Annotated in this window: 22 protein-coding genes and 1 pseudogene; 7 read left to right on the forward strand and 16 right to left on the reverse strand. The window is 70.8% G+C overall.

The features are described from left to right. Positions 1-29: 29 nt before the first annotated feature. Positions 30-365: a PadR family transcriptional regulator gene (locus LO762_RS33135; protein WP_304523679.1), complete on the reverse strand. Its 336-nt coding sequence runs from the start codon at positions 363-365 to the stop codon at positions 30-32. A 251-nt stretch (positions 366-616) separates the two neighbouring features. Between LO762_RS33135 and LO762_RS21350 the strand changes: the two genes are divergently transcribed. Beyond that, entirely contained in the window at positions 617-1,441 is an 825-nt protein-coding gene (locus LO762_RS21350) for an aldo/keto reductase (protein ID WP_230617628.1), read from the forward strand. Positions 1,442-1,773: 332 nt separating this feature from the next. Here LO762_RS21350 and LO762_RS21355 read toward each other — a convergent pair whose 3' ends face one another. The 8 genes from LO762_RS21355 to LO762_RS21390 all read right to left on the reverse strand — a co-directional run bounded on the left by LO762_RS21355 (position 1,774) and on the right by LO762_RS21390 (position 8,737). Further along, a complete protein-coding gene (locus LO762_RS21355; RefSeq protein ID WP_230617629.1) occupies positions 1,774-2,007 on the reverse strand; it encodes a hypothetical protein in 234 nt (77 codons plus the stop codon). 44 nt (positions 2,008-2,051) lie between these two features. Then, on the reverse strand, positions 2,052-2,381 hold the full coding sequence (locus tag LO762_RS21360) for a hypothetical protein (RefSeq protein ID WP_230617630.1): 330 nt from the start codon (positions 2,379-2,381) through the stop codon (positions 2,052-2,054). Positions 2,382-2,470: 89 nt separating this feature from the next. Beyond that, a complete protein-coding gene (locus LO762_RS21365) occupies positions 2,471-3,046 on the reverse strand; it encodes a recombinase family protein (RefSeq protein WP_230617631.1) in 576 nt (191 codons plus the stop codon). 441 nt (positions 3,047-3,487) lie between these two features. Then, positions 3,488-5,743 (reverse strand): ricin-type beta-trefoil lectin domain protein, encoded by a 2,256-nt coding sequence (locus LO762_RS21370; protein WP_230617632.1) that lies wholly within the window; start codon positions 5,741-5,743, stop codon positions 3,488-3,490. Positions 5,744-5,927: 184 nt separating this feature from the next. After that, entirely contained in the window at positions 5,928-6,497 is a 570-nt protein-coding gene (locus LO762_RS21375; RefSeq protein ID WP_230617633.1) for a transposase, read from the reverse strand. After that, positions 6,479-6,925 (reverse strand): hypothetical protein, encoded by a 447-nt coding sequence (locus LO762_RS21380; RefSeq protein WP_230617634.1) that lies wholly within the window; start codon positions 6,923-6,925, stop codon positions 6,479-6,481. Before LO762_RS21380 ends, LO762_RS21375 begins: the two co-directional genes overlap by 19 nt. After that, the gene (locus LO762_RS33140) at positions 6,922-8,235 is read right to left on the reverse strand and encodes a DUF4158 domain-containing protein (protein WP_304523680.1); all 1,314 of its coding nucleotides are present in this window, start codon (positions 8,233-8,235) and stop codon (positions 6,922-6,924) included. The genes LO762_RS21380 and LO762_RS33140 overlap by 4 nt, the downstream gene beginning before the upstream one ends. Positions 8,236-8,488: 253 nt before the next feature. Beyond that, positions 8,489-8,737, reverse strand: coding sequence for a hypothetical protein (locus LO762_RS21390; RefSeq protein ID WP_230617635.1), 249 nt, complete (start codon positions 8,735-8,737; stop codon positions 8,489-8,491). Between LO762_RS21390 and LO762_RS21395 the strand changes: the two genes are divergently transcribed. The 6 genes and pseudogenes from LO762_RS21395 (at position 8,736) to LO762_RS21420 (ending at position 14,768) form a co-directional block, all read left to right on the forward strand. Beyond that, complete coding sequence (locus LO762_RS21395) at positions 8,736-9,659, forward strand: Tn3 family transposase (RefSeq protein WP_230617636.1); 924 nt, start codon at positions 8,736-8,738, stop codon at positions 9,657-9,659. The genes LO762_RS21390 and LO762_RS21395 overlap by 2 nt on opposite strands. Before the next feature lie 3 nt (positions 9,660-9,662). After that, positions 9,663-10,576, forward strand: a pseudogene (locus tag LO762_RS21400) (carboxyl transferase domain-containing protein); the annotation flags it as partial. 482 nt (positions 10,577-11,058) lie between these two features. Next, the gene (locus LO762_RS21405; protein ID WP_230617637.1) at positions 11,059-11,826 is read left to right on the forward strand and encodes an AfsR/SARP family transcriptional regulator; all 768 of its coding nucleotides are present in this window, start codon (positions 11,059-11,061) and stop codon (positions 11,824-11,826) included. Beyond that, positions 11,823-12,569, forward strand: a complete 747-nt coding sequence (locus tag LO762_RS21410) for a thioesterase II family protein (RefSeq protein WP_230617638.1) — start codon at positions 11,823-11,825, stop codon at positions 12,567-12,569. Before LO762_RS21405 ends, LO762_RS21410 begins: the two co-directional genes overlap by 4 nt. After that, on the forward strand, positions 12,566-13,207 hold the full coding sequence (locus LO762_RS21415) for a 4'-phosphopantetheinyl transferase superfamily protein (RefSeq protein WP_230617639.1): 642 nt from the start codon (positions 12,566-12,568) through the stop codon (positions 13,205-13,207). The genes LO762_RS21410 and LO762_RS21415 overlap by 4 nt, the downstream gene beginning before the upstream one ends. Positions 13,208-13,289: 82 nt before the next feature. Then, positions 13,290-14,768: an FAD-dependent monooxygenase gene (locus tag LO762_RS21420; RefSeq protein ID WP_230617640.1), complete on the forward strand. Its 1,479-nt coding sequence runs from the start codon at positions 13,290-13,292 to the stop codon at positions 14,766-14,768. A 54-nt stretch (positions 14,769-14,822) separates the two neighbouring features. On the opposite strand, the gene LO762_RS21425 is transcribed toward LO762_RS21420, so the two are convergent. The 7 genes from LO762_RS21425 to LO762_RS21460 form a co-directional block, all read right to left on the reverse strand. Next, the gene (locus LO762_RS21425; RefSeq protein ID WP_230617641.1) at positions 14,823-16,337 is read right to left on the reverse strand and encodes an FAD-dependent monooxygenase; all 1,515 of its coding nucleotides are present in this window, start codon (positions 16,335-16,337) and stop codon (positions 14,823-14,825) included. Positions 16,338-16,347: 10 nt separating this feature from the next. Then, positions 16,348-17,376 carry an LLM class flavin-dependent oxidoreductase gene (locus tag LO762_RS21430; RefSeq protein WP_230617642.1) on the reverse strand — a complete coding sequence of 343 codons (1,029 nt, stop codon included), beginning with the start codon at positions 17,374-17,376 and terminating at the stop codon, positions 16,348-16,350. A gap of 74 nt (positions 17,377-17,450) precedes the next feature. Beyond that, entirely contained in the window at positions 17,451-19,280 is a 1,830-nt protein-coding gene (locus LO762_RS21435; protein WP_230617643.1) for an ABC transporter ATP-binding protein, read from the reverse strand. Continuing rightward, on the reverse strand, positions 19,267-20,142 hold the full coding sequence (locus LO762_RS21440; RefSeq protein WP_230617644.1) for an ABC transporter permease: 876 nt from the start codon (positions 20,140-20,142) through the stop codon (positions 19,267-19,269). The genes LO762_RS21435 and LO762_RS21440 overlap by 14 nt, the downstream gene beginning before the upstream one ends. Continuing rightward, a complete protein-coding gene (locus tag LO762_RS21445) occupies positions 20,139-21,074 on the reverse strand; it encodes an ABC transporter permease (protein ID WP_230617645.1) in 936 nt (311 codons plus the stop codon). Before LO762_RS21445 ends, LO762_RS21440 begins: the two co-directional genes overlap by 4 nt. A gap of 2 nt (positions 21,075-21,076) precedes the next feature. Beyond that, positions 21,077-22,711: an ABC transporter substrate-binding protein gene (locus LO762_RS21450; protein WP_230617646.1), complete on the reverse strand. Its 1,635-nt coding sequence runs from the start codon at positions 22,709-22,711 to the stop codon at positions 21,077-21,079. 36 nt (positions 22,712-22,747) lie between these two features. After that, the gene (locus LO762_RS21460; protein ID WP_308104300.1) at positions 22,748-26,065 is read right to left on the reverse strand and encodes a beta-ketoacyl synthase N-terminal-like domain-containing protein; all 3,318 of its coding nucleotides are present in this window, start codon (positions 26,063-26,065) and stop codon (positions 22,748-22,750) included. Positions 26,066-26,072 lie beyond the last annotated feature (7 nt).

The raw sequence follows: 26,072 nt of genomic DNA on the forward strand, positions 1-26,072 counted from the left end.
GGGGGCCTCCTGGCAGCGTTGGTAGGCGGTCAAGCAGTCCCGGGTGCGAGCCGCGCCGGACGTGAGCCCGCCGCGCGATCCCGCTCGGCCTCGGCGGCCTCCGCCGCCGCGGTGGCCGCGAGCTCGCCCCCCGCGGCGGTCAGCCGATACAGGTGCCGGGCCGGCCGCCCCCGCGGCGGCGACGTCTCCCACGCCGTCTCCACCAGCCCCCGCTCCGCCAACCGCATCAGAATCGGATACACCGTGCCCGCCTTCAACCCCAGCCCCCGACACAACTCATACCCATGACTCCACCCCGCCCCCGCCGCCCCAAGCCGCACCAGCACAGCCACCGTCTGCGGAGACAACCGCCTTCCACGCACCATGCCCCGATTATCTACCTAGATAGACTTAACCGCCACCCCAAAAACCGCGATGGCCACCGACACCGTCACGCCACTGCGGCCCACCGGGCGGGCATTGAGCACCCGACACCCGGCGACCGCGAACGGTGTCTCCCTCCCCGCCGCGTCCGCTGCCCGCTGATCCCGACGGCACCGTGCCCGGGGCCTGCCGGCGGTTCCCCGTGTGGCCGGAGCCCGCGCTAGCGTGGGGGCCTCACGACGGGAGATCACCGATGGACACGTTCGCGATCGCGGGAGAGCTCGTCGTCGGCCGGGTCGGGTTCGGGGCGATGCGGCTGCCCACCGGCCCAGGCCCGGACCGGGACCGGTCGATCGCGGTCGCGCGGCGGGCCGTGGAACTCGGCGTCACCCTGATCGACACCGCGCACCTGTACGGGTGGGGCGCGAACGAGGAACTGCTGGCCGAGGCGCTGCACCCCTACCCGGAGGGGCTGCTCGTCACCACGAAGGTCGGTGTCGCGCCGACGGCGCCCGGTCGTGAAGCGGATCTCTGCGGCAGGCCGGAGTTCCTGCGCGCCCAGGTCGACGACGGGCTGCGGCGCCTGCGCGTCGAACACCACGACCTGCTCCAACTGCACCGCGTCGACCCCGCGGTGCCGCTCGCCGACCAGGTCGGCGCCCTGCGGGACCTGCGCGACGCCGGGAAGATCCGCCACATCGGCCTGTCGGAGGTGACGGTCGGGCAACTCGCCGAAGCACGCGAGATCGTCGAGATCGCCAGCGTGCAGAACCGGTACAACCTCCTCGACCGCGAACACGACACCGTCGTGGACGCCTGCGAACAGGCAGGCATCGCCTTCCTGCCCTGGCGCCCCGTCCACCCCGCCACCCTCACGCCCGACGCCGACGCCATCAACACCGTCGCCGCCGAACTCGCCGCCACCCCCGCCCAGATCGCCCTCGCCTGGCTCCTACACCGCTCCCCGGTGATCCTCCCCATCCCCGGCACCTCCTCCCTCACCCACCTGGCCGACAACACCGCCGCCGCCTCCCTCCACCTGTCCGACGACCACCTCTCCATCCTCAACCAACCCTGACACCACCCCCACCGCACGTCGGCCCCAGCGGCCCAGGCCGCCCCCGTCACAAACTACGGGAGACGGCCCCGCAACGAGGACGCCTCCATCAACGACCCTCACACGCGCCGGTGAGCCGGGACCGTCAGGTGTCGGACAGGGCGCCGTCGAGGAGGGGGAGTAGCCGGTCCCAGTGGCGCCGCAGCGCGGAGGGGTCGAAGGCGTCGGTGTCAGACACGGTGGGTAGATCTCGGAGGTGTGTAGGCGACCCCCTCGGCGTCCAGGGCCTCGTTGAGCTCGCCGAGGCCCTTCGGCGTGACAGCCCCGGCGGCGTCAGGAGCGGGGTGGCCTGGTCACGTGCGCAGGTGGACGAGTACGTGCTGTGCGCGGTCCGCCTTGAGGGTCTTGTGGACGACGCCGATGGAGACCTTCACGCCTGTGGCGATGGTGCGGATGGATTCCCCGCGCCGGTGGCGGTCGAGGATCGCGGCGCGTTTGTCGTTGTCGACGGGGCGGCGGCCGCCGACCTTGCGGCCTGAACTCCTACAGCAGCGGCGAGGGCAAAGTAGCTGAGCGTGATCGGTCATTGTGGCTGTGGCGGTGGGACCGGCTGGCCGGGGATCAGGTCGGCTCAGGTCAGCGGCAGATCCACGCGACGGCCGAACCCGAACTCCTCTGCTTCGTCATCAGTGACCATGGCGAACACCCCGGGGGGAACACCGTCGAGCGTTGCGGTGCGAGACGCGGTGGCCAGCAGGGCTTCTTCCTTCGCCCCGGTCAGGAAGAAGACGTAGACGTCTCCGAACTCCTCGCCATCATCGAAGACCTCGACCTCGCCTTCGTCTTCCAGGCGGCACAGGAAGTCTTCGATCACGTCGATCCACGGATAGGGATACTCGCCTTCGGGCACGGCCGGCGCCGGGTGAAAGGGGACATGGATCTCAACGACTATGGTGGCCACGCGCCCATCTTCGCGAAAGATCAACAGACCGGCCAAACGGCCCGGGAGTCATGGCTTGAGCAGCAATGGAACGCGGCTGGGAACTGTCGTCAGTTGGCAGGGGTGCCCTCAGACGCGGCCTTGAGGGTCTTGTGGACGACGCCGATGGAGACCTTCACGCCTGCGGCGATGGTGCGGATGGATTCCCCGCGGCGGTGGCGGTCGAGGATGGCGGCGCGTTTGTCGTCGTCGACGACGGGGCGGCGGCCGCCGACCTTGCCCTGGCGGCGGGCGGCCTCCAGCCCGTCCTTGGTCTTCTTCACGATGTCGCGGCGCCGGTCCTCGGCGAGCGCGAGGGCCAGGTCGAGGATGAAGGAGCGCTCGGTGTGCTCTCCGGCCCCGATGCCCTCCAGGACCTTCACGCCGACGCCCTGCTGGAACAGGTCGTTGAGGACGATCAGCCCTTCCAGGAGGTCGCGGCCGAGCCGGTCGACCTCCTGGACGCAGAGCAGGTCGCCTTCGCGGATGTAGGACAGGGCGGTGAGGAGGTCGGGCCGGTCGGCGGTGGCGAGCTTGCCGCTGGTCTTCTCCTCGAAGACCTTCCAGCAGATCGGGCCGAGGGCGTCGTGCTGCCCCTGCGTCTTCTGTTTGTCGGTGCTGACCCGGACCAGGCCGATGAGCGCCACGGGACCTCCTTCCGTTCATCAAACGTCTCGTGCGATGAATCTGAACGGTAGCAGGGCGCGGGTGAAGATGAACGGGAAAATGAACACCCGAACCGGACACGACACACCGAGGCCCTGGCTCGGCGGGGTTTCCTGGTCGTGTTCGTCAAACGGTCGTTTAACGAACACGACCGGGAAGCCTTGCCGTGAACGCCCCGAAGCGCTTCCTGTCACATTCAGGCGATATACCCGCCGAAGGAGAGGGTGAGGCCTCGTCAAGATCCGGGGCTTCGCAGGTGCGGTGCTCTGCCTGAACGGCCTATTGGGTGGAGGTCATACAGGCACGATGAATAGGACCACAACGATGAGGAAGATCGCGATGATCGAGACCAGCGCGAGTCCCGCGAACATGAGTGCTTTTGCTATATTACTCATTCTTTTTCCTTTCCAGCTTCATTGCCCTCACCCATTTGTGGCGCTCCAGTACCACGTGCCATCGGCGTGCGCGTACACGTTGAGTGCCGGGTGCTTGTAAACACAGACCTTGGGCACGGTGACCGGACCGATGCCTACGCCGGGGAAGACGCAGCGCTTGACGGTCGCCGAGACCTTTCGCGCCCATCCGCTCTTCGCACCCATGCTCGCGTAGTTGTAGTCGTAGGTGAAGTAGTCCCTCGCCGTCAGGACGGCGCTGAAGGCGTCGACATTCGTAAGGAAGGTACGCGAAGTGTGGCTTGTGATCTTCTTGTTCTTGAAGTTGTAGCGGACTTCAAGATTCGTTTGCCACTGTGTAGTCCCGGCCAGGGCCTTCTGCTTGATGTATGCGATCACGCTGCGCCCCCCGGAGGAGGTCTTCCATCCGCCCCAGACCCCGCGATGGCTGCCCTCGGCCGGAGCGACTCCGATGGAATCGGGAACGCTATTTTGGTAGTCCTCGGAATTCCCGGTGGTCTGGCTTATGCTGCTGGATCCGGTTGACTCGCCGGATTCATCGAATGCCCTCGTTTCGACACCGAAGGAGACATTGCCTTCATCGGCGAGCACGACATTGGCGTCGACCGTTTCTGGCTTGATGAAATAGCCCTGCGCGATCACCTGAAGATAAATGGTGCCGCCGGAGTGGTTCGTCACCGTCACCTGGCCCTCGTCTGAGGGGATGACGGTGTCGAATCCGGAGGTGTCGTCTCCGGAACCCCAGTTGACGGATCCGACGCGTGGGTCGGTCTGTCCTGTGGGATAGGCGCTGAGCCAGCCCTTGTTCGTGGGGCTGTACACGTTGAAGGTGAGAGCGGCTGCAGAGATGGTGTTCGTCGATCGATCACTTGCCGAACTGGCTTCAACGATGACAGATCCCTGGGACGGAATTACGACACGGTCGGAGTCTTCAACGCCGTCTACCGGGCGATTATCGAAAACAGCCTGAGCCGGTACAGGCATAAACTTCGCGGCTGCGGCGGCGTCGGTCCAGGTGAAGTAGCCGCGGACGGAGATCATGACGTGGACGGTGCCGGTGCTGTTGTTCTCGATGGTGAGCTTGCCGGTGCCCGACATCTGGGCGATGGTGAAGACGCTGTTGGACTCGTCGGTGTTGAAGGCCAGGATGGCGGAGCTCTTGGGCGCGTCGGAGGGGTGCAGGCCGAGGGTGCCTTTGGCGGTCTGCTGGGTGGCGAGCACGTGGAGAGCGACCGCGCCTGCCTCGTCGGCGGTGGTGGGGATGCCGTTGCGTCCGTGGACGTCGATGCTCAGGGAGCCGTTCGCGGGGATGGGCGTGGTCTGGGAGGGGACGCCGGTTCCGTAGCGGGAGTCGAACAGCGACGTGGCGGGCAGGGTTCGGTAGCCGGTCTTGCCGCCGGTGGGCTGGGGGATGTCCCAGTACTGGCCGGCGCTGCCGTTGCAGTCCCAGATCTGCATGAGGGTGCCGTTGGAGGTGCCGTTGGCGGCGGCGTCGAAGCAGCGGCCGGAGCCCGGGTTGACGATGGTGCCGTCGTCGTAGTGGGGGACCCATTGCTGGGCGGGGCTGCCGTTGCAGGTGTAGAGCTGCAGCTTGGTGCCGTTGTTGAAGTCGCCGGCGGTGATGTCGATGCACTTGTCGAAGATGCGCAGGGTGCCGTCGGCGGCCAGGGTGATCCGCTGGGCGCCGTGGCCGGTGATGCAGTCGTACAGCTGGATGGCCGTGCCGTTCGCGGAGCTGTTGCCTGCGGCGTCGGCGCAGCGGCCGCCGTTGCGGCTGACGATCGTGCCGACGGCAGACCCGTCGAGGAAGTAGCCGTCGGTGGTCACCGAGACGGTGATCGCCTTGCCGCTGTGGTTGGCGACATACACCTGGCCGGTGGAGGTGATCCGCATCAGGTCCGCGTTGGTCGTGGCCTCGCCCGGGTAGTAGCTGACCGTTGGCAGGCTCGGCGCGGCCTGGTCGGTCGGGTAGACCTCCAGCCAGCCGGCCTCTCCGACGTTCTTCACCGTGTACTTCAGCGACGCCGCGCTGACACCCGAGGCCGGGATCCCGCCCTGGCCGAGCACCTGGACCACGATCCTCCCGTTGGCCGGGACCGTCGTGTCGGACAGGACCGGGGTCTCCCACAGGGGGGAGAACTCGCCCGCCGGGGCGTCTGCCGCGCTGGCCGGTGTGGCGGTAGGGACCGCTATGACGGCCGCTGTCGTCGCTGTCATGGACAGCGCGGCGACCATCAGCGCGAGCACGCGCCGGATCGATTGCACCTGATTACTCCTCGGCTAGGGAGCCTCGGCAAGTCAGGTCGGCCCGCGTACCAACGGATGCCTCACACACCAGAGGCTCCGATGATGAACAGGAGTAAACTATAGATAAGTAGACATAACGGACAAGTTGATCGCGTGGAAGTGATCACGAAGAGTAAAGTCCCAGGCCGGTGGCCCTCTCTAGTCATCGGCGGCTGCGAGGGCCGAGTCGCCAAGGAAAAAGAGACATAAATGTTACATATGACAGTCGGGGTCGCCAGAGGCCAGAGGGGCCCTGGAGCAACCAACGGCTCGAAGCCATTCTTACCGCGCGGCCCATGCTGCGGTCGTTCATCGCGTTCAGCCAGGTCATGCCGCGCTTGGAGCCGAAGTACTTGCGGTTGGGGCGGGCGAACGCGGCAGGGACGGGGACGACGAACCGCATCCCGTCGACCGCGGCAACCAGGCCGCCACCCCACGCTTGGGCGAGCGGCAGGCCTGCCTGCTTGTCGACCAGCGGCGCGTTCGCCGGCGCGAGCGTCTCGGGCCGGAAGTAGTTCTGGTAGACGTGCGACAGCCGCGAGCGCTCCAAAGCTTCGACGCCCTTCTTGGCGATCGGCCGGTACCCGACGTTCAGCGAGCGCGCGGTCAGGCACGCGGCGATCGAGACCGGCAGGTCCTTCAACCGGGACCGGCCGCCGGATACCGCGGTGAACGCCCCGGCCAGCTCCGGCACCCACCCCATCACCTCCAAGATCACCTCGGGCAGCTCCACCCGCGGAAGCATCGCTGTGGTGCGGGCCCGCAGGTCCACCAGCGACGGCGGCTCCTCCACCGCCTCACCCCCGTCAAGTGGATCCGTCCGGAGCCGTCGATGCGGACATCGGGGTTGGCCGCCAGGCGCCCGCCGACCTCGCGCAGGGCGGCGTCCAGGGTGCGGGCGTGCCCGGCCAGGAGCGCGTCCGGGTCGGCCGGGAGGCTGAGCGCGGTGAGCGCGTCAGGCCGGATCGCCTGCCACTGGGCGCCATCCAGCAGCTCGGCCTGGGGGTTGCGCCACTTGGTGGAGGCGTCGGCGTAGATCTCGCGGCGCTTCAAGGCTCGCCAGAAGCGCTCCAGCACGCAGAAGGCGTAGGCGTGTCGGCTCACCAAGGCGTCTTCGCGCACCGGGTGGCCGAACACCAGCCGCCGCCACGGCCGGCTCACCACCTTCTCCACGATGAGGCGGCCGGGATCAGCGGCGCGGGCAGGCGGCTACGGTAGTTGATAAGGTCCGGCAGCGCGTTCATCGCCTCCAGGACCGCCGTGCCTTCGACGTTCGCCCCGAAGCAGATCACCTGCGGCAGCAGCTTCAAGAACCCGGACACCGTGGTGTAGCGGCCCACCAGCTCCGCCCGCCAGTCGTCGGGATCTGCGGCGTCGGCCGGCGGGACGCTCTCGTTCACCAGGACCAGGGCGGCGCGCAGCTCCGCGCGGGACACGACGGCTTCTATCGCCTCCCACACCTGCTCGACCCGCACCTCCTCGTCCGGGCCTCCCCACCCCTCGGCCTCGAGCAAAGCCTCCACCGCCACCGCCAGGCGCGGGTGCTTGCGGACCTTCTCCTTGTTGGAGGCGTTCTGCGCCTTGTTCACCAGCTCCGTCGCCATCAGCAGGTCCAGCAGCCCCAGGGCGTTGTCGACCGACTTGCCCTCCAGATGACGGCGCAGAGCCGAGGCGTCCGCCCGCATCCCATACCTCGCCAGCTCGCCCAGGCGCCGCGGCGGCACCAGGCCCTCCGCACCCAGCCCCGCCAGGTCCAGCGCGCCTATCTCCGACACCTGGTCCAGGGCCTTGATGACCGACGGGCCCGACGCCCGCGGCACCACGCCCTTGCGCCACCGCTCCAGATCCGACACCCGCACCCCCGCCGGAACCTCCAGCAGCTGATCCAGCACATGCCGCTGCCCCACCGAGAGCAGCCCCTCCAGCACCCCCCACAACCGCTTCGTCGTCTCGTCCCGGGCCCTCGCCACCAGCCGCACCAGCGTGCTCACCCCCGGAAGCAGCACCCTGCGCTCCCGCAACCACCCCACCCCATCGTTGAAGATCGCCTTCGGGCCGTCCCCCGACGTCCACGACCGCGCCGCCACCCACGCAACGAACTCCGCCTCGACCGAGACGAAGTCCTTCCACCCATAGGCCTGCCGGATCTCCTGCTGATGATCGAACGGCGTCGGCCGCCGCTCGGTGTACCGCTTCACCTGCGACGGGTCCTCAACACCGAGCTGCCCGGCCACGAACTCCAGCACTTCCCCCGGCACATCCAGCGGATCCTCCAGGAACGCCCCCAGCCACCGCACCGTCACCAGCTGAAGCGCGAACCCCAACCTCATGTGCTCACCACGCCGCCACCCCACCAGCGCCCGGTCCTCGTCATCGAGGAAGAACACCCGCTCCAGATCCGCCTGCGACGGCGCCCCCGCGAACCGCCCGTAGACAGCCGCCTCATCATCAGTCAAGAACTCCACCGGCATACGCCGCAAAGTAGGACCGACCCACCGGTAACCAACACACAGTCACCGAACCGGTACCCGATCCACCCCCACCCGAATCGGAACGGCCAGTCACGTTAAGAGCCGCCCACCAAGCTCCTCAACGTGACTGGCCGTTCCATTGCTGCTCAAGCCCCGAGTACGCGCTGTGCGCGGTCCGCAGGGGATCCGCGTCGGCGGTGGGCCGGGGTTGGAGGTGGGCCGGGGTTGGAGGTGGTGGCGCGGGCGTCGTCGATCAGGGGGTGGGGGTCAGTAGGGCGTGGGTGTGGGCGAGGCGGGTGTGCAGGTCGGTGGTGGGGTCGGGGTCCCAGGAGCGGGTGGTGACGACCATGTCCTCGGGGCGGGGACGGCCGACGCAGTGCGGGGCGAGGGCGGTGAAGAAGGCGGCGGGGTCCAGGTGGGTCTCGGGGGTGGTGACGCCCGGGGCGCCGCCGGGCGTCAGACCGGCGGCCACGCCCAGCGGGACGCCGGTGACCTCGCCCATGGTGAGGCCGCCGGGGACCTGGGCGAGGGCGCATCCGACCGTCGCGGCGGCTCCGTCGCGGGCGCCGACGGCGAGGGCGAACAGCGGCGGGAGCCCACCTGGCCGCAGGACGCGGCCGGGGTCGGCGGGCGACCACCGTTCGGCGCGCTCGACGAGCAGCGCCGCGCGGTACGCCGGAGTCGCTCCCAGCGAGCAGTACTACGACGCGACCGAGCGCGTACCGATCGAGGGCGTGGTGCAGTGGGCGTGGCGTGACGCGGTGATGAACGCGGAGTCCGGACGGTTCGAGCGGATCCCGTACGAGCTGTGCGTGCTGATCTCCCTGAGGGAAGCGCTACGCCGTAGGGAGGTGTACGTCCAGGGCGCGGGACGGTGGCGGGACCCGGACGAGGACCTGCCCGGAGACTTCGAGACCAACCGCGACGTCCACTACGCCGCGCTGTCCAAGCCCATGGACTCCACCGAGTTCATCGCGGACCTGAAGTCGCGGTTGACCGCGGGCTTGGACCGGTTGAACACTGGCTTGGTCGAGGGCACGACTGGCGGTGTGAAGATCACCACACGGAAGGGCAAGACATGGGTCAACGTTCCGAAGCTGGAGAAGTTGCCCGAGCCCAAGAACCTCACCGCGCTGAAGGCCGAGGTACAGCGTCGGTGGGGAACGATCGACCTGCTCGACATTGTGAAGAACACCGCGTTCATCACCGACTTCCCGGACCTGTTCACCTCGGTGGCGACTCGCGAGATGCTCTCTAAGGAGACGTTGAGCAAGCGGTTGCTGCTCGTGCTGTTCGCACTCGGCAACATGGGGATCCGGCAGATGGCCGCCACGGGCGAGCACGGCCACACCGAAGCTGAGATGCGGCACGTCCGGCAGACCGAAGCCGAGCAGGTACTGCGCCGGTTCATTGCTTCACGGTGAACAGAGCGGCTGCGGGTGCCGCTGGAGTGGTACGCGCTGTCGTCCGGCGCGCGGATCTCCATGGAGTCGGGCACCGAGAACTCGGCATCGGCGGCTACGACCGGGTGATGGGCTCCAACGGGCAGGCGCAGTACTGGGCGCCGAACCTGACCGCCGCACGGGATGTGGTGATGGCGCACTACGACCACCCCTACATCGCGCCCGGCGAGGACGCGCCGCGTCCGGTCGCCACCTCCGACCCGTTCGACCGCGATGTCTCCGGCTTCCCGCACCTGATCGAGGGCAGCGACTTCACCACCGTCGGCGAGATCTTCTCGGCCACCGCCAACCCCGACCGCAAGAAGCCGTTCGACATCCGGACGGTCATGCGGGCCCTGTCCGACCAGGACCACCCGGTGCTGGAGCGGTGGGCGGGCATGGCCGACGCCGACACCGCGGCCGTCCAGGACGTCCATCTGGGCGGCAGGCCGGTCTGCCTGCTCGGCATCGAGTCGCGGGCGGTGCCCCGGCGCGGATTCCCGCCCGCCGACGGCCCCGACACCTACACCGCGGGCACCCTGTTCCCGCGGTCGTCGAAGAAGGCGGCCCGGGCGATCAACGCCGCCAGCGGGAACCGTCCGCTGGTGGTGCTGGCGAACCTGGCGGGCTTCGACGGCTCACCGGAGTCGATGCGCAAGCTCCAGCTGGAGTACGGCGCGGAGATCGGCCGGGCGATCGTGAACTTCCGCGGCCCGATCGTGTTCTGCGTGATCTCCCGCTACCACGGCGGGGCGTTCGTGGTGTTCTCCAAGGCCCTGAACCCGAGCATGACGGTGCTGGCCGTGGACGGCTCGTTCGCCTCGGTCCTCGGCGGGGCCCCGGCCGCCGCCGCGGTCTTCTCCGGCGAGGTCAACGCCCGCACCGCGGCCGACCCGCGCGAACGTGACGAGGCTCCCGGTCGTCCAGGTCGTAGTTCGCGACGGTCGGGAGGCGATCTTCTGGGGTGGCTGCTCGATGTCCATGAGGCCTGTGATCCGTGGGCTGACGTGTGGGGCGGGTGCCTGGACCGGCCGGATCGCTAATTTCTATCTTTCCTACTGTTTTAGTTGACTATAAGAAGGTCGTGTGATGGACTGTGAGGGTGCCCGCCCCTGGCGAGGCGTCGCCGAGCGCGGCATCTTCTCGTTTTTCTTGTCGGTTGAACTGGCTGTCCATTCGCCCTTTGCCGCATTTCAACTCCCTTTTTGATCATTTGTTGACGCATGAGTGTCGCATCCCACTCAACCTCTTGGCCTGCGGAAACCCATTCACTCAATTAATGATGGGAGCCAAATACGTAGTTTTACTGATGCCCTCATCTGACCTTTCTGCGAATCTGGTCTCTCCACTACCGGTTTGTGTGGAAATGATGGGAGTGGCAGTGAGGTACGAGATCTTGGGGACCCTGCGGGCGGTCGACGGCGACAAGAGCCTGTCCGTGCGCCCGCCGAAGATGAGAGTGGTGCTGGCCACGCTGCTCATCAGGGCGGACCAGGTCGTGTCGGTGGACCAGCTCGTCACGGAGGTATGGGGTGCGACTCCGCCCCGCAGGGCCACCGCGGCGCTTTACGTCTATGTTTCCCAGCTTCGCAAGCTGCTCGGCGGCGGCACCGGTGAGGGACCGATCCTCACCTCCTCGCCGGGGTACATCCTGCGCACCGGAGCCGACGAGCTGGACCTGCAGATCTTCCAGCGGCTCGTGCGGGAAGGGCGCGCCGGACTCCGGGCGGGCCGCTACGAGGAAGCGGGACAGGCCTTCGAGTCCGCCTTGGCGTTGTGGCGGGGCCCCGCCCTCAGTGAACTGTGCAACGGACCGATCATCAACGGATTCGCGATCTGGCTGGAGGAGATGCGACTGGAATGCACCGAACTGATGGTGGAGACCGGCCTGCGGGTCGGACGCCATCGTGAGCTGGTCAGCTTCCTTCAGGCCCTGGTCCGGGAGCACTCCCTGCACGAGGCCTTCTACCGGCAGCTCATGCTGGCGCTCTACCGCTCCGAGCGCAGGGCGGACGCGCTGATGGTCTACCAATCGGCCCGGACGATCCTGCGCCGCGAGCTCGGCCTCGAACCGGGCCGCCAGCTCCGCGAACTCCAGCAGTCGATCCTGCGGTCCGGCGAGGCCCTCGACTTCAAGGCGGCGGGATGACCGGGGCCGAGTGGTTCCGCTGCTTCACTCCGCTGCCCGAAGCCGAGGTGCAACTGGTCTGCTTCCCGCACGCCGGCGGCTCGGCGAGCGCCTACTTCCCCCTCGCGCGGACGCTGTCGCCCGAGGTCGAGGTGCGCGCGGTCCAGTATCCGGGCCGTCAGGAACGCAGATTCGAACCGCTGATCGGCGACATCACCGAACTCGCCGACCGTATCCACGCCGTCCTGGACCGGCGCCCGGTACGCCGGCTGGCGTTCTTCGGGCACAGCATGGGCGCGGTCGTGGCGTTCGAGGTGGCCCGGCGGATCGAACGCCATGGCGGCCCGCCGCTGGACGCCCTGTTCGTCTCGGGCCGCCGTGCCCCCTCGCACCGCCGGCCGGAGACGATCAGCCTGCGAGGCGACGACGAGGCGTCCGTGCTCGCGGAGCTGCTGTCCCTGTCGGGCACCGATGCCCGGATCCTCCAGGACGCCGAGCTGCGCGAGCTGATCCTGCCGGTCGTGCGGGGCGACTACGCCGCGATCGAGGGCTACGACTACATCCCCGGACCTCCGCTGAACTGTCCGGTGACCGTCCTGACCGGCGACGCCGACCCGCTCACCACCGTCGATGAGGCCCGCGACTGGGCCAACCACACCAGGGGCGGGTCGGAGCTGACCGTCTTCCCCGGCGGGCACTTCTTCCTCGACGCCCATCGCCCCGCCGTGGCGCGGCTGGTCGAGAAGCGTCTCGCCGTCGGGTGATCGAGCGGATCCTGCCGCCCGAGGTCAGGTCGGCCGACACTCGCACGGATCCACCCGAAGCCGTCCCGCTGCCCGCCGAGGAGCCCTGCGTCAGCAGGGCCGTGGAGAGCCGCCGCCGTGAGTTCGCGACCGTCCGCTGGTGCGCCCGCCGGGCCCTGGCCGGGCTCGGGGTGGCTGCGGTACCGATCCTGCCGGGCGAGCGCGGAGCACCGCGCTGGCCCGACGGGATCGTCGGCAGCATGACCCACTGCGCCGGATACCGCGCCGCCGCCGTCGCCCGGTCCGGCACCATCGCCTCCCTCGGCATCGACGCCGAACCGGAGGGTCCGCTGCCGCCGGGCGTTCTGGACACGATCGCGCGCGAGGAGGAACTCACCGGCCTGCCCGGTGGCCCGCTGCCCTGGGACCGGCTGCTGTTCAGCGCCAAGGAGGCGGTCTACAAGGCGTGGTTCCCGCTGACCGGCCGGTGGCTGGGCTTCGAGGAGGCCTCGCTGCGGTTCGACCCCGCGGGCACCTTCACCGCCAGGCTGCTCGTTCCCGGTCCCGTCGTGTCGGGCCGCGTGCTGGACTCCTTCACCGGCCGCTGGCTCGTGGACGGCGGCCTGGTGCTCAGCGCGGTCGTGGTCGGGCGCCGCTGAACGGTTCTTCAGCCGCCAAGCAGTTCTTTAGACCGCAAGGTGATGCTCGAAGCTGAAGATCGGCCCAAGAAGAGGAGCTCTCATGGCCAACACCGTCGTCGTGGCGGGAGGCGGACCCACCGGCCTGCTGGTAGCCACGGAACTGAGACTCGCCGGAATCGACGTCGTCGTCATCGAGCGGGCACTGGAACCGCCGAAGGAATCGCGCGGCCTGGCCTTCCAGGCCCGCTCGCTGGACGTCCTCAACAAACGCGGCCTCAAGGCCAGGCTCGGCGACGACATCCCGGTCTTCGGCCGCAATCACTTCGCCCTGTACTGGGTCGACATGGAGTCGCTGGGCGTCCCGCCGATGTACGTGCTGCCGCAGTGGCGGGTGGAGGAGGTGCTGGAGGAACGCGCCCGGGAGCTGGGCGCCGACGTCCGGCGCGGCCATGAGATCATCGCGCTCGCCCAGGACGAGGACGGCGCGTCGGTCACCGTCCGCGACGGCGAGGGCGCCGAGTACGAGCTGCGCGGCGAGTTCCTGGTCGGCGCAGACGGCGGCCGCAGCACCGTCCGCAAGCTCGCCGGGTTCGAGTTCCCCGGCACCGGCTCGGGGTTCTACGGCATCCTCGCCGACGTCGCGGAGTTCGAGGACGACCGCGAGCGCGTCGAGGTCGGGCTGTTCCCCGGCGGCGTGTCCGGTGAGGTGCAGCTCGGGCCCGACCGGCTCCGGCTGATGACCACGGAGTTCGACGTCCCCGCCCCCGATGACAGCGTGCCCGTCACCATCGAGGAGCTGAAGGAGAGCATCCACCGGATCTCCGGCAAGGACGTCAAGATCGCTGAGCCGCGCTGGCTGTCGCGGTTCAGCGACAGCACCCGGCAGGCCGCCGCCTACCGGCAGGGCCGGATCCTCCTGGCGGGCGACGCCGCCCATGTCTTCTACCCCATCGGCGGGCAGGGCCTGAACACCGGCCTGCAGGACGCCTTCAACCTCGGCTGGAAGCTCGCCGCCGAGATCAAGGGCTGGGCGCCCGAGGGCCTGCTCGACAGCTACCACGACGAGCGCCACCCGGTGGGCGCCCAGGTCATCCTCAACACCCGCGCCCAGCTCGCCCTGCTCCACCCGCTCGACAAGATCGGGCCGCTGCGCGAGCTGTTCGGCGACCTGCTGAAGATCCCCGAGGTGGGCAGGTACCTGCTGAACCTCGTCGCGGGCTGGGGGATCCGCTACCCGATCTCCTACGAGGGCCGTGATGACGCCGCCGACCTGCTCGGCCGTCCGGTGCCCGACGCGGAGCTGAAGACCGCCGGGGGGACCACCGACGTCGCCTCGACCCTGCACACCGGCCGAGGCGTCCTGCTCGACTTCTCCGCCGGGTCGGCCGACCTCGCCGCGCTGACCGGGTTCGGCGACCGGATCGACGTGGTCGCCGCCGAGCCCGTCACAGAGATCGCGGCCGCCGTCGTGCTGCTGCGCCCCGACGGCCACATCGTCTGGGCCGATCCCGACGGCTCCGACACCGAGGGCCTGGCCGCCGCGCTCCTGGCCTGGTTCGGCACCCCCGCCGAACAGTAGTGACGGCACAAAGGAACCCCGGACGGTCCGCGCACCGTCCGGGGTTCCTTGTCTTCAGAGGGCGGGAACGGGCTCCTGCCCGACGGGCTCGCCGAACCAGGTCCCCAGGATCGGCGGCAGGCCCTCGGCCGCCGCCTCGGCCGGGCCCGCCCACGCCACATGGCCGTCCGGGCGCAGCAGCACGACCGGGGCGTCGATCTTCGCCACGGGCTCGGCGGTGACCACGCCGACCCGGCCCGCCCAGCCGGCCAGCGCCGTCAGACCGGCCGCGCCGCCGGAGAAGTCGAGCAGGACGCCGCGCCCCTCGTGCAGGGTCTCGGCCAGTGTCACCGGCCCGGCGGACGTCGTCAGCGGGACCGGCGGCAGGCGGAAGCCCAGCAGCCGGTGATGAGGGACGCCGGGGACCGGGTAGTACACGGCGACATTGGTCACCTCGTACAGCAGCCGCCGGTTGACCGGCTCCAGCCCGATCAGCCGGCCGAACAGCTCCCGCAGCGGCCCGATCTCCTCCTCGGGGCCCGAGAGGGCCACCTGGGCGCGCACGCTGTCGACCACCTGCCGTCCGATCGGCCGGCGTTCGGCGTCGTAGGTGTCGAGCAGGTCGTCCGTGCCGTGCCCTGCGAGCACCGCGGCGAGCTTCCAGCCCAGGTTGAACGCGTCCTCGATGCCCGTGGTGATGGCCTGGCCGTTGAGCGGGAAGTGGGAGTGTGCGGCGTCCCCCGCCAGCAGCACCCGTCCCGCGCGGTAACTTTCGGCGACCCCGGTCGGGTTGGTGTACCGGCGCAGCCACAGCGTCTCCTTCGTGCGCAGGGCCTGGCTGGTGAGCGCGTCGGCCCGTTCGATCAGCTCGTCGAGGTCGGGCTCGGCGGCGGGGTCGGCGGGCGAACGGGTGAACTCGGCGGTCACCACCCGCAGCAGGTCGGGACCGAGCGGGATGCCCATGAAATGGCCGCCCGCGGGCGAGTAGTGCACGCCGAGGTGTTGGACGGCCACCTCGGCGTAGTCGACCGTGAACTCGCCGATGAGCCCCGCGAAGGGCTCGTCGACCAGGTCGAAGCCGATCCCGGCCAGAGTGCGGACCACCCCGTCGGCGCCGTCCGCGCCGACCGCGTACCGGGCGCGCAGCGTCCGCTCGCCGTCGGCGGTGCTGACGGTGAGGGTCACTCCGTCGTCGTCCTGGACCAGGCCCGTCACCTCATGCCCGTACCGCAGATCGGCGCCCAGCTCGACGGCCCGCGCCGCCAGCACCCGCTCGACGGCCGACTGGGGGACCTGGAAGGAGGTCTCGTGCTCGGCGGAAAGATGGCCGAGGTCGAGCGTCAGCAGGGAATAGTGCGCGATGGGGAAGGCGGTGGCGTCCGCGCGCAGCGGGTCGAGCAGGCCGCGCTGGTCCAGCAGCTCGGCCGCGCTGACGTTGATCGCGACGCCCGGCGCGTCGGTCCGGGGCTCCGCGCTGCGCTCCAGCACCACGGCGGGGACGCCGAGCAGGCCGAGTTCCGCGGCGAGCGTCAGGCCCGCGGGCCCCGCTCCAACGATGACGACCGAGGTGCTGACGACAGGATGACTCATGAAGGCCTCCTCAGGAGACTGCTACGGGGGAAACGGTGCTGAGCGCCTCGGCCAGCAGCTCGTGCGAGCGGAGGCTCGCCTCGGCCTCGGAGAGCATCGTCAGGGCCATCAGCTCGTCGGCGCCTGACTGGGCCAGCACCTCGGCCGTCCGGCTGCGGACGGTCCCCGGCGAGCCGATGAGCTGTGGGGCGAGCAGGGCCTTGATGGCGGCGCGCTGGGCGGGGGTGTAGGGGTGGGCGGCGGCCTCCTCAGTGGAGGGGAACTCCCGGGTGTCGCCGACCTGGTAGCGCAGGAAGTTGAGCCCGTTGGGCGCGGCCAGCCGGGCGGCCTCCTCGTCGCTGTCGGCGACGATCACGAGCGCGGCGATGAGCGCGTAGGGCCGGTCCCGGTGGGCGGAGGGCTGGAAGGACTGCCGGTAGGCGGCCAGCGCCACGTTGGTGCCCGCCGGGTTGTAGTGGTAGGCGTAGGCGAACGGCAGGCCGAGCCGGCCGGCCAGGGCGGCGCTTGCGGAACTCGATCCGAGCAGCCAGACATCCGGCCGGTTGCCGGTCGCGGGGGTCGCGGCGATCCGCGGGGCCCGGCCCCTCTCCTCGGGGGTGTCGAAGTAGCCGATCAGCTCGGTGAGCTGGCCCTCGTAGTCCTCGCTCCCGGGTGCCGGGCGGCGCAGCGCCCGAGCGGTCACCGGGTCGCCGCCCGGGGCCCGGCCGATGCCGAGGTCGATGCGGCCCGGGTGCAGCGCCTCCAGCGTGCCGAACTGCTCGGCCGCCACCAGCGGCGGATGGTTGGGCAGCATGACGCCGCCCGACCCGACGCGCAGATTCGTGGTGAGGCCCGCGAGGTGGGCGGCGAGCACGGCGGGGGAGGCGCTGGCGACGCCGGGCGCCCCGTGGTGCTCGGCCACCCAGAAGCGGACGTAGCCGAGGCTCTCGGCCTTGCGGGCCAGGTCGGCCGAGTCGCGCAGGGCCTGCGCGGAGGTCGACCCGTTGACGACGTGCGCCAGATCAAGGACGGACAGGGGGATACCGGTGGACTTGGACATGATCTCCACTACTCGCACGTCGGGGGCCGGACAACTAAACGGAGAACTTCTCCGTATATGGGATCATACGGTCGTCAGGTGGGTCTGGCAACGGGGCCGGGATCGTCCAGGACGTCCTCCGGCGAAGGCAGCGCCGTCAGCAGCGCCTTGGTGTAGGGATGCTCGGGGCTCTGGAACACCCGCTCCACCGGCCCCCGCTCGACGATCTCGGCGGACCGCATGACCACGACGTCGTCACTGATGTGGTGCACGACCCCCAGATCGTGGGAGATGAACAGCAGCGCCAGCCCGAGCTCGCGCTGGAGATCGACGAACAGGTCGAGGATCTGGGCCTGGACCGACACGTCCAGTGCCGACACCGCCTCGTCACAGACCAGGACCTCGGGCTCCGAGGCCAGCGCCCGCGCGATCGCCACCCGCTGGCGCTGGCCGCCCGAGAGCTGCCGCGGATGCCGTCCGGCCAGCGAGGGATCCAGCCCCACCCGTTCCAGCAGACCGGCGATCCGCCGGTCACGGCGGGCGGCCCAGGCACCGGGCACGCCCAGCGCCTCGGCGATGATCCGGCCGACCCGGTAGCGCGGGTCGAACGCCGCCAGCGGATCCTGCGGGACGAGCTGGATGCGGCCGCGCAGCGCCCGGCGCTCCCGTTCCGGCCGGGCCGACCAGGGACGGCCGAGCACCTCGATCGTCCCGGCGTCGGGTTCGAGCAGGCCGAGCACGAGCAGGGCCAGCGTCGACTTGCCCGAGCCCGACTCGCCCACCACCCCCAGCGTCCGCCCGGCCCGCAGGCGCAGAGACGCCTCCAGCACCGCGGGCGGCCCGCCATAGCTCTTGGTGACCCCGGTGACCTCGATGACCGTCGCGGGCTCGTCGTCCTCGCCGGTGGTCTCCGCTGGTGCGGCCCGGTTCGCGAGGGGCGGGGGCGGAGCCGGCCAGGGCTCGTCCGTGCGGGGGCACAGGACCGCATGGCCCGGCTCCCGCAGCACCGGGACGATCGGGCCGGTCCGGCAGGAGTCGGCGGCCAGCGGGCACGAGGCGGCGTAGGTGCAGCCGTCCGGGCCCGGCGGCGGCCCCGCGATCGGGGTGAGCGACAGCCGGGTGCCGCGCGGCCTCGTCGTGGGCACGGCGGTCAGGAGCGTCCGGGTGTAGGGGTGGGCGGGATCGACCAGGATGTCGCGGGCCTCGCCCTGCTCGACGAATCTGCCGCCGTGCATGACCGCGATCCGGTCGGCGAGCCGGGCCACGACCGCGAGGTCATGGCTGATCAGCAGCAGCGCCGTGCCCGCGTCCTTCTTCGCCGCGAGCAGATCGAGGATCTGCGCCTGGACGGTCACGTCCAGCGCCGTGGTCGGCTCGTCGGCGATCAGCACCGGCGGGTCCGCGGCCATCGACGCGGCGATCAGCGCCCGCTGCCGCTGGCCGCCGGACAGCTCGTGGGAGTGCCATCCGACCCGGATCTCGGGGTCGGGCAGATGGACCTGCCTGAGCAGGTCGACCGCGCGGGCACGGCGCTCGGCGCGGGTGCCGCCGCCGTGGTTCTGGAGGGTCTCGCCGATCTCGGCGCCGATGGTCCGCAGCGGGTCGAGGGAGGACAGGGCGTCCTGGAGGACCAGTCCGATCCGGCCGCCGCGCACCTCCCGCCACTGCCGGTCGCCGATCCCGCGCAGATCGAGGCCGTCCAGTTCGAGCCGGTCGGCTCCGACGCTCGCACCGGTGCCGGCGAGCCCCACCAGCGCGCGGGCAGTGACGGACTTGCCCGAGCCCGACTCGCCCACGATCGCCAGGCACTCGCCGGCCGCCAGGGTGAAGTCGACCCCGCGGACGGCCTCGATCCGGCCTCCCGGCACCCGGAAGCCGACCCGCAGCCCCTCAACGGTCAGCAGGGTCCTGTCAGAGTCCGGCACCGGGTGTCCTTCCCTCGAACCTCACCTGGAGCGAGCGTCCGACGATGTTGATGGCGAAGACCGTGACAGTCACCGCGAGGCCGGGAAAGACGGCCAGGTGCCAGGCGGTCGACAGGAAGTCCCGGCCGTCGGACAGCATCGCCCCCCATTCGGGGGTGGGGGCCTGCGGGCCCAGGCCGAGGAAGCTCAGCGAGGAGCCCGCGATGATGGCCGTGCCGACGTTGACCAGCGCCAGCACCAGCAGCGGCGGCAGCGCGTTGGGCAGAATGTGCCGCAGGACGATCGCGGCCCGCGGCCGTCCGAGGATGACCGCGGCCCGCACATAGTCCGACCGGCGGACGACCAGGGCCTGGGCGCGGGCGAGCCGGACGAATCCGGGCGTCGCCGACGCCGCCAGCGCGAGCGTCGCGTTGGTGGTCCCGGGCCCGAGGACCGCGACGACCAGCAGCGCCAGCAGCAGCCCGGGGAAGGCGAGGAAGACGTCGGTGACCCGCATGATCGCCTCGTCGAGCACCCGGCCCCCCGCCAGGGCCAGGACGCCCAGCAGGGATCCGGCCAGGGCGGCGAGGGCGGTGGCGCCGATGCCGATCGTCAGCGAGGGCCGGGTTCCGTAGATCACCCGGCTGAAGGTGTCCCGGCCGAGCTGGTCGGTCCCGAACAGATGGCCTCCGCCGGGAGGCAGCAGCGCGTTCACCGGATCGGCGACGTCCGGGCTGTGCGGGGCGATCAGGCCGGGCCACAGGAACGCCACGCCGATGAGGGCCAGGGCGAGACCGGCCACCAGCGTCGCGGCCGGCGGCGGCCGGAAGGCCGCGCGCGAGGGCGCGGCCGTCGCCTTCGCGGCCGTCTCGACGAGGGTCATGCCTTCTCCTGCCGCAGCCGGGGGTCGATCACGCGGTAGAGCCCGTCGACCAGGATGTTGATGAGGGTGAAGAACACGGCCGACACGATCACCACGCCGGTGACCGTCGGCACGTCGCGGCCGATGACCGCCGTGGCCATCACCCGTCCGATGCCGCGCCGCCCGAAGACGGTCTCGACCACCACCGCGCCGCTGAGCAGCGTCCCCAGCGCCCAGCCGGACAGCGTGAGCACCGGGATCAGCGCATGCCGCAGCGCGTGCCTGGTCCGTACCGCGGTCTCCCCGGTGCCGCGGGCCCGCGCGGTGAGCGCGTAGGGCTCCTCCAGGGCACGTTCCAATCCGGCGCGCAGGACCTGGCTGAACACCCCCGTCATGCCGAGCGCCAGCGTGATGGCGGGCAGGACCAGGCCGTTCACCCCGTCACCGCCGGCGGCGGGGAACAGATGGATCCGGAACGACAGGAAGGTGAGCAGCAGGATCCCGATCCAGAAGCCGGGGCTGGAGGTGGTGAGGAGCTCCAGCGCCGACACGACCCGGCGCACCGCCGGACGGCGTCCGGCGGTCGTGACGGCGAGGACCGCGGCCACCGCCAGGGCCAGGACGAACGCGGTGAGCGCCAGTTCGGCGGTCGGCAGGAGCTGGCCGGTGATGACCTCGGTGACCGGTTCGCGCAGCTGGTAGGACTGCCCGAGGTCACCGTGGACGAGCCGGCCGAGGAACTCGGCGTACCGGACCGCGAAGGGCTCGTCGTAACCGAGGTCCGAGCGGACCTGGGCGATGAGGGCGGGGGTCGGGTTGGTGCTGCCGAGAATCGTCAGGACCGGGTCGCCGGGCATGAGGTTCATGGCGGCGAACGCCGCGGTGGCGGCGCCGAAGACGACGAAGGCCGCCAGGATCAGGCGGCGGCCCAGCCACCGCAGCGTTGCCGGCACTGTCAGTGCTCCAGCCAGGCGTCGTAGAACACCGGGTAGGCGCTGGGGTCGAACTTCACGTCGTGCACCTTCTTGGACACGCCCGCCAGATAGCTCGGGACGTAGGTGGGCACGACCAGCGCGTGCTCCAGCACGTACTTCTGGACGTTGGCGTAGTTCGTCTTGCGGACCGCGTCGTCGCTGCTGCCGGTCGCCGCCTTCAGCCAGCCGTCGACATCGGGGGCGGAGAAGTGGAAGGCGTTGCCGCCGCCCTTGTCCGCGGTCTGGTCGGAGGCGAAGAAGAAGCGGAGGATGTCCGGTTCCGCGCGCACGTAGCTGGTCGAGTACAGGTCCGAGGCGCCGGTGAGGACGTCCTTCTGGAGCTGGCCGACGTCCACGCTGGTGTACTTGAGGTCGATGCCGACCTTCTTGGCGTCGGCCTGGATGCCCTGGCCGAGGATGGTCCGGCTGTCGGTGGCGAACAGCGGCGTGTAGGGCCAGTACAGCGACAGCCGCTTGCCGTCCTTGGTGCGGTAGCCCTCGGAGTCGCGGGTGGCCCAGCCCGCCTCGTCCAGCAGCTTGTTCGACAGCGTCGGGTCGTAGGCCCACGTGCCGACCGTCGAGGGGTCATACCCCAGGGTGGTGGGGCTGAGGGGGCTCCACGCCCGCGCGTACTGGCCGAAGTAGACGCTCTTGATGAGCACGTCGAGGTTCAGCGACCGCTGGAAGGCGATGCGGACCTTCTCGTCCGAGAACGGAGCCTTCTTGGCGTTGAGGTACAGGCTGTAGGCCGTTCCGGGCGAGTCGGCGCGCAGGAGCTGGAGCGAGCCGGAGCCCTTCACCTGGGCGACGTCGGCGGGCTGGACGCCGTCGACGCCGTTGACCTGGCCGCTGGTGAGCGCGCCGAGCCGGGCGGAGTTCTCGGGGATGAACTGGAAGGTGAGGCCGTCGAGCAGGGCCGGGCCCGTGTGCCCCGCGGTCGGCGGCGCCCACGCGTAGGCGGGGTTGCGGGTGAGCTTGATGCTCGACTTCTTCTCCCAGGCCGAGACCTGGAACGGTCCTGTGCCGACCGGGCTCTGGCACTGCTGCGCGGCGTCGCGGGTGAGGGCCTTCGGCGACTGGATGCCGAGATAGGCGGTCGACAGGGCCTGGAGGAACGGCGCGGTCGGCGCGGCGATCTTCACCTCGACGGTGCTCGCGTCGACGACCTTCGCGCCCCGGTACACCGAGATCAGGCTGGCGGCGTAGTAGGACTTGGTCTTGGGGTCGACGACGTGGTCGAGGGTGGCCTTGACCGCGGTGGCGTCGAAGGGCGTGCCGTCGTGGAACACCACGCCCTTCTTCAGCGTGAAGGTGTAGGTGGTGCCGTCGGGGGAGACGGCCCACTTCTCGGCCAGGGCCGGATGGAACTTGCCGTCCGAGTCGAGGGAGACCAGGCTGTCGAAGATGTTGCGGTTGACGATCGCCGTGGCCTGCATGGGGCTGACGGCGGGGTCCAGGCAGTCGGGTTCCTGGGTCAGCGCATAGGTGAGCGTTCCCCCGGACACCGGCTTTCCGGTAGCGGTCTTGCTGTCGCCATCGGAGGACGAGCAGGCGGCGGTTCCGGCGAGGAGTACCGCGCAGAGCGCGATCACCGAGCCGGCAGTGTGGTTGTGCAAGGTACTTTCTCCCAGGGATTCGGGCGCGCATGTCGGTCATCCCGGTCCGTTCGCCTTCGACGAGGGTCCCCCGAGCACGGATAGCGGAACGACCTCCGTAGTGTGGGCGAGCCACCTAAGTGCGACCTTAAGAACGCCTAACGCGGCGAGCTCCGCACGCATGAAGCGGGCCAGGGCGGCGGGCGTCGGATGGTCGAAGACCGCCACCGGCGGCAGCGGCAGCCCGGTGGCCGCGCACAGCCGGTTGCGCAGATCGAGGGCCGTCAGGGAGCTGAAGCCCGCCTCGGCGAATCCCGCGTCCAGATCGGCCTCGGCCGCGTCGGCGTGCCCGAGAACGGTCGCGGCGTGGAAGCGGACGAGTTCGGCGAGGATCTTCTCCTGGTCGGGTTCGCTCGCCCCGGCCAGCCGCAGCCGCAGCTCGGCCACCGCGTCGTCGTCCTCCTCCGGCACGGGAAGGTCCGTGGCGGGGGCCGCGGGGGCGTTGTCCTGACGCCACCGCGCCAGGGCGGGCAGCAGCTCGGCCAGCGGGCCGCGCAGCTCCTCGGGCAGCAGCAGATCGGCGGCCAGCCGGTCGGTGTCGCCGTCGGCGACCGCGGACCAGAAGCCCGTCTCGGCGGCCGATCCGCGGCTCCAGGCGGGGGCGTCCAGCCAGTACCGGCGGCGCTGGAAGGCATAGGTCGGCAGGTCGGCGACGCGGGCGTCCGGATACAGGGCGTCCCAGCCGACGGGCACGCCCCGCGCGTGCAGCCGCGCGACGGCCTGGAGCACCGAGCGCGGCTCGGTCCGGTCGCGGCGCAGCGCCGGAACACAGGTCCCGTCGCCGGTGAGGACCTGCTGGGCGGCCGGGGTGAGGACCCCGTCGGGGCCCAGCTCCAGCGCGGTGCGCACCCCGGCGCGCTCCAGCGCCGCGACGGCGGGGGCGAACCGGACGGCCTCGCGCACCTGCCGCACCCAGTAGGCGGGCGAGGTGAGCAGGCCGGGTCCGGCGAGCTCCCCGGTGACGGTCGACACGACCGGGATCACCGGCTCGCGGTAGGACAGCGCGGCGGCGACCTCGCCGAACTCCGCCAGGACCTCGTCCATGTGCGCGGAGTGGAAGGCGTGGCTGACCCGTAGCCGCCGCGTCCTGCGGCCCAGCCCGCGCCAGTGCTTCACGGCGGCGGCGACGGCCGGGCCGTCACCCGACACCACGACCGCGTCGGGGCCGTTGACGGCCGCCAGCGACAGGCCCTCGCCCGCCTCCGCGAGGAACGCGGTGATCTCCTCCTCGCCCGCCTGGATCGCGCCCATCGCCCCGTCCGACCTGGCCCGCTGCATCAGCGAGCCCCGCGCGGCGACCAGCCGGGCGGCGTCGGGGAGGGTGAGCACCCCCGCGACATGCGCGGCGGCCAGCTCGCCGATGGAGTGCCCCGCGACGAGGTCGGGCCGCACCCCCCAGCCCTCCAGCAGCCGGAACAGCGCGACCTCGAAGGCGAACAGCGCGGCCTGGGTGTACTCGGTCCGGTCGAGCGCGCCGTCGTCCTCGGCCATCACCTCGACGATCGGGCGGCCGAGCAGCGGATCGAGATGGCCCGCGATCTCGGCGAGCGCCTCGGCGAAGGCGGGGATCCGCTCGGCCAGGGTGACCCCCATGCCGGGCCGCTGGCTGCCCTGGCCGGAGAACAGGAACGCGGTACGGCCCGGCCGGGCCGCGTCGGCGACCACGCCGGGCGACTCCTCGCCGCGCGCCAGATCGGCCAGCCCGCGCAGCAGGTCGTCACGGTCGTCGCCGAGGACGACCGCGCGGTGCTCGAACAGGGTGCGGCGGGTGGCCAGGGCGTGCCCGACATCGGCGGGGCCGGCGTCGGGACGGGCGATCGCGAAGTCCAGCAGCCGTCCCGCGCTCGCGCGCAGCGCCGCCGGGGTCCGGCCGCTGAGCGGCCACAGCAGCGCAGGGGCCGCGGCGGGCGCCGCCGCCGGTTCCGGCTCCTCGCCGTCGGGCGCCTGTTCGAGGATCACGTGGGCGTTGGTGCCGCTGATGCCGAAGGAGGAGACGGCGGCCCTGCGCGGCCGGTCGTGCTCGGGCCAGGGCGTCGGCTCGGTGAGCAGGCGGACGGCCCCGGCGCTCCAGTCGACGTGCGGCGAGGGCTCCTCCGCGTGCAGTGTCCGCGGCAGGACCCCGTGCCGCAGCGCCTGGACGGTCTTGATGACCCCGGCGACCCCAGCGGCGGCCTGGGTGTGGCCGATGTTCGACTTGATCGACCCGAGCCACAGGGGGGTCTCGCGGTTCTGGCCGTAGGCGGCGAGCAGCGCCTGGGCCTCGATCGGGTCGCCGAGGATGGTCCCGGTGCCGTGCGCCTCGACCGCGTCGACCTCGTGCGGTTCGAGCCCCGCCTCGGTCAGGGCACGTTTGATGACCCGCTGCTGGGACGGACCGTTGGGTGCGGTGAGGCCGTTGCTGGCGCCGTCCTGGTTGACGGCCGATCCCTTGAGGACGGCCAGGACGGGGTGGCCGTCGCGCCGGGCGTCCGACAGCCGTTCCAGGAGCAGGAGGCCGGCGCCCTCGCCGAATCCGGTGCCGTCGGCCTCCGCTCCGAACGAACGGCACCGGCCGTCGGGGGACAGGCCGCGCTGACGGCTGAACTCCACGAACAGCGCCGGGGCGGCCATCACGGTGACGCCCCCGGCCAGCGCCAGATCGCAGTCCCCGGCGCGCAGCGCCTGCGCGGCCAGGTGCAGCGCTACCAGCGAGGACGAGCAGGCGGTGTCGACGGTGACGGCGGGGCCGAGGAACCCGAAGGTGTAGGCGATCCGGCCCGAGGCGACGCTGCCCGCGCTGCCGTTGCCGAGGAAGCCCTCCAGCTCGGCGGGGGCCTCGTGCAGGCGCAGCGCGTAGTCGCCGTACATCAGGCCGGTGAACACCCCGGTCCTGCTGCCGCGCAGCGCGGCCGGGCTGATCCCGGCCCGCTCCACGGTCTCCCACGCGGTCTCCAGCAGCAGCCGCTGCTGGGGATCGGTGGCCAGGGCCTCGCGCGGGCTCATCCCGAAGAAGGCCGCGTCGAAGTCGAGGGCGTCGGTGAGGAAGGCCCCCGACCGGGTGTAGGAGGTGCCGACGCGTTCGGGGTCGGGGTCGTAGAGGGCGTCGAGATCCCAGCCGCGGTCCTCGGGGAGGCCGCCGATGGCGTCGGTGCCCGAGGCGACCAGATCCCACAGGTCGTCGGGGGAGCCGACGCCGCCGGGGTACCGGCAGCCCATGGCGACGATCGCGATCGGCTCGCGCCGCCCGTCCTCCAGTTCCCGTACGCGCTTGCGGGTCTGCTGGAGATCGGCCGTCACCCGCTTCAGGTAGTCGAGGAGCTTGGCTTCGTTCGTCACGGGGTTC

Source organism: Actinocorallia sp. API 0066 (assembly GCF_020991275.1).
Classification (GTDB): Bacteria; Actinomycetota; Actinomycetes; order Streptosporangiales; family Streptosporangiaceae; genus Actinocorallia.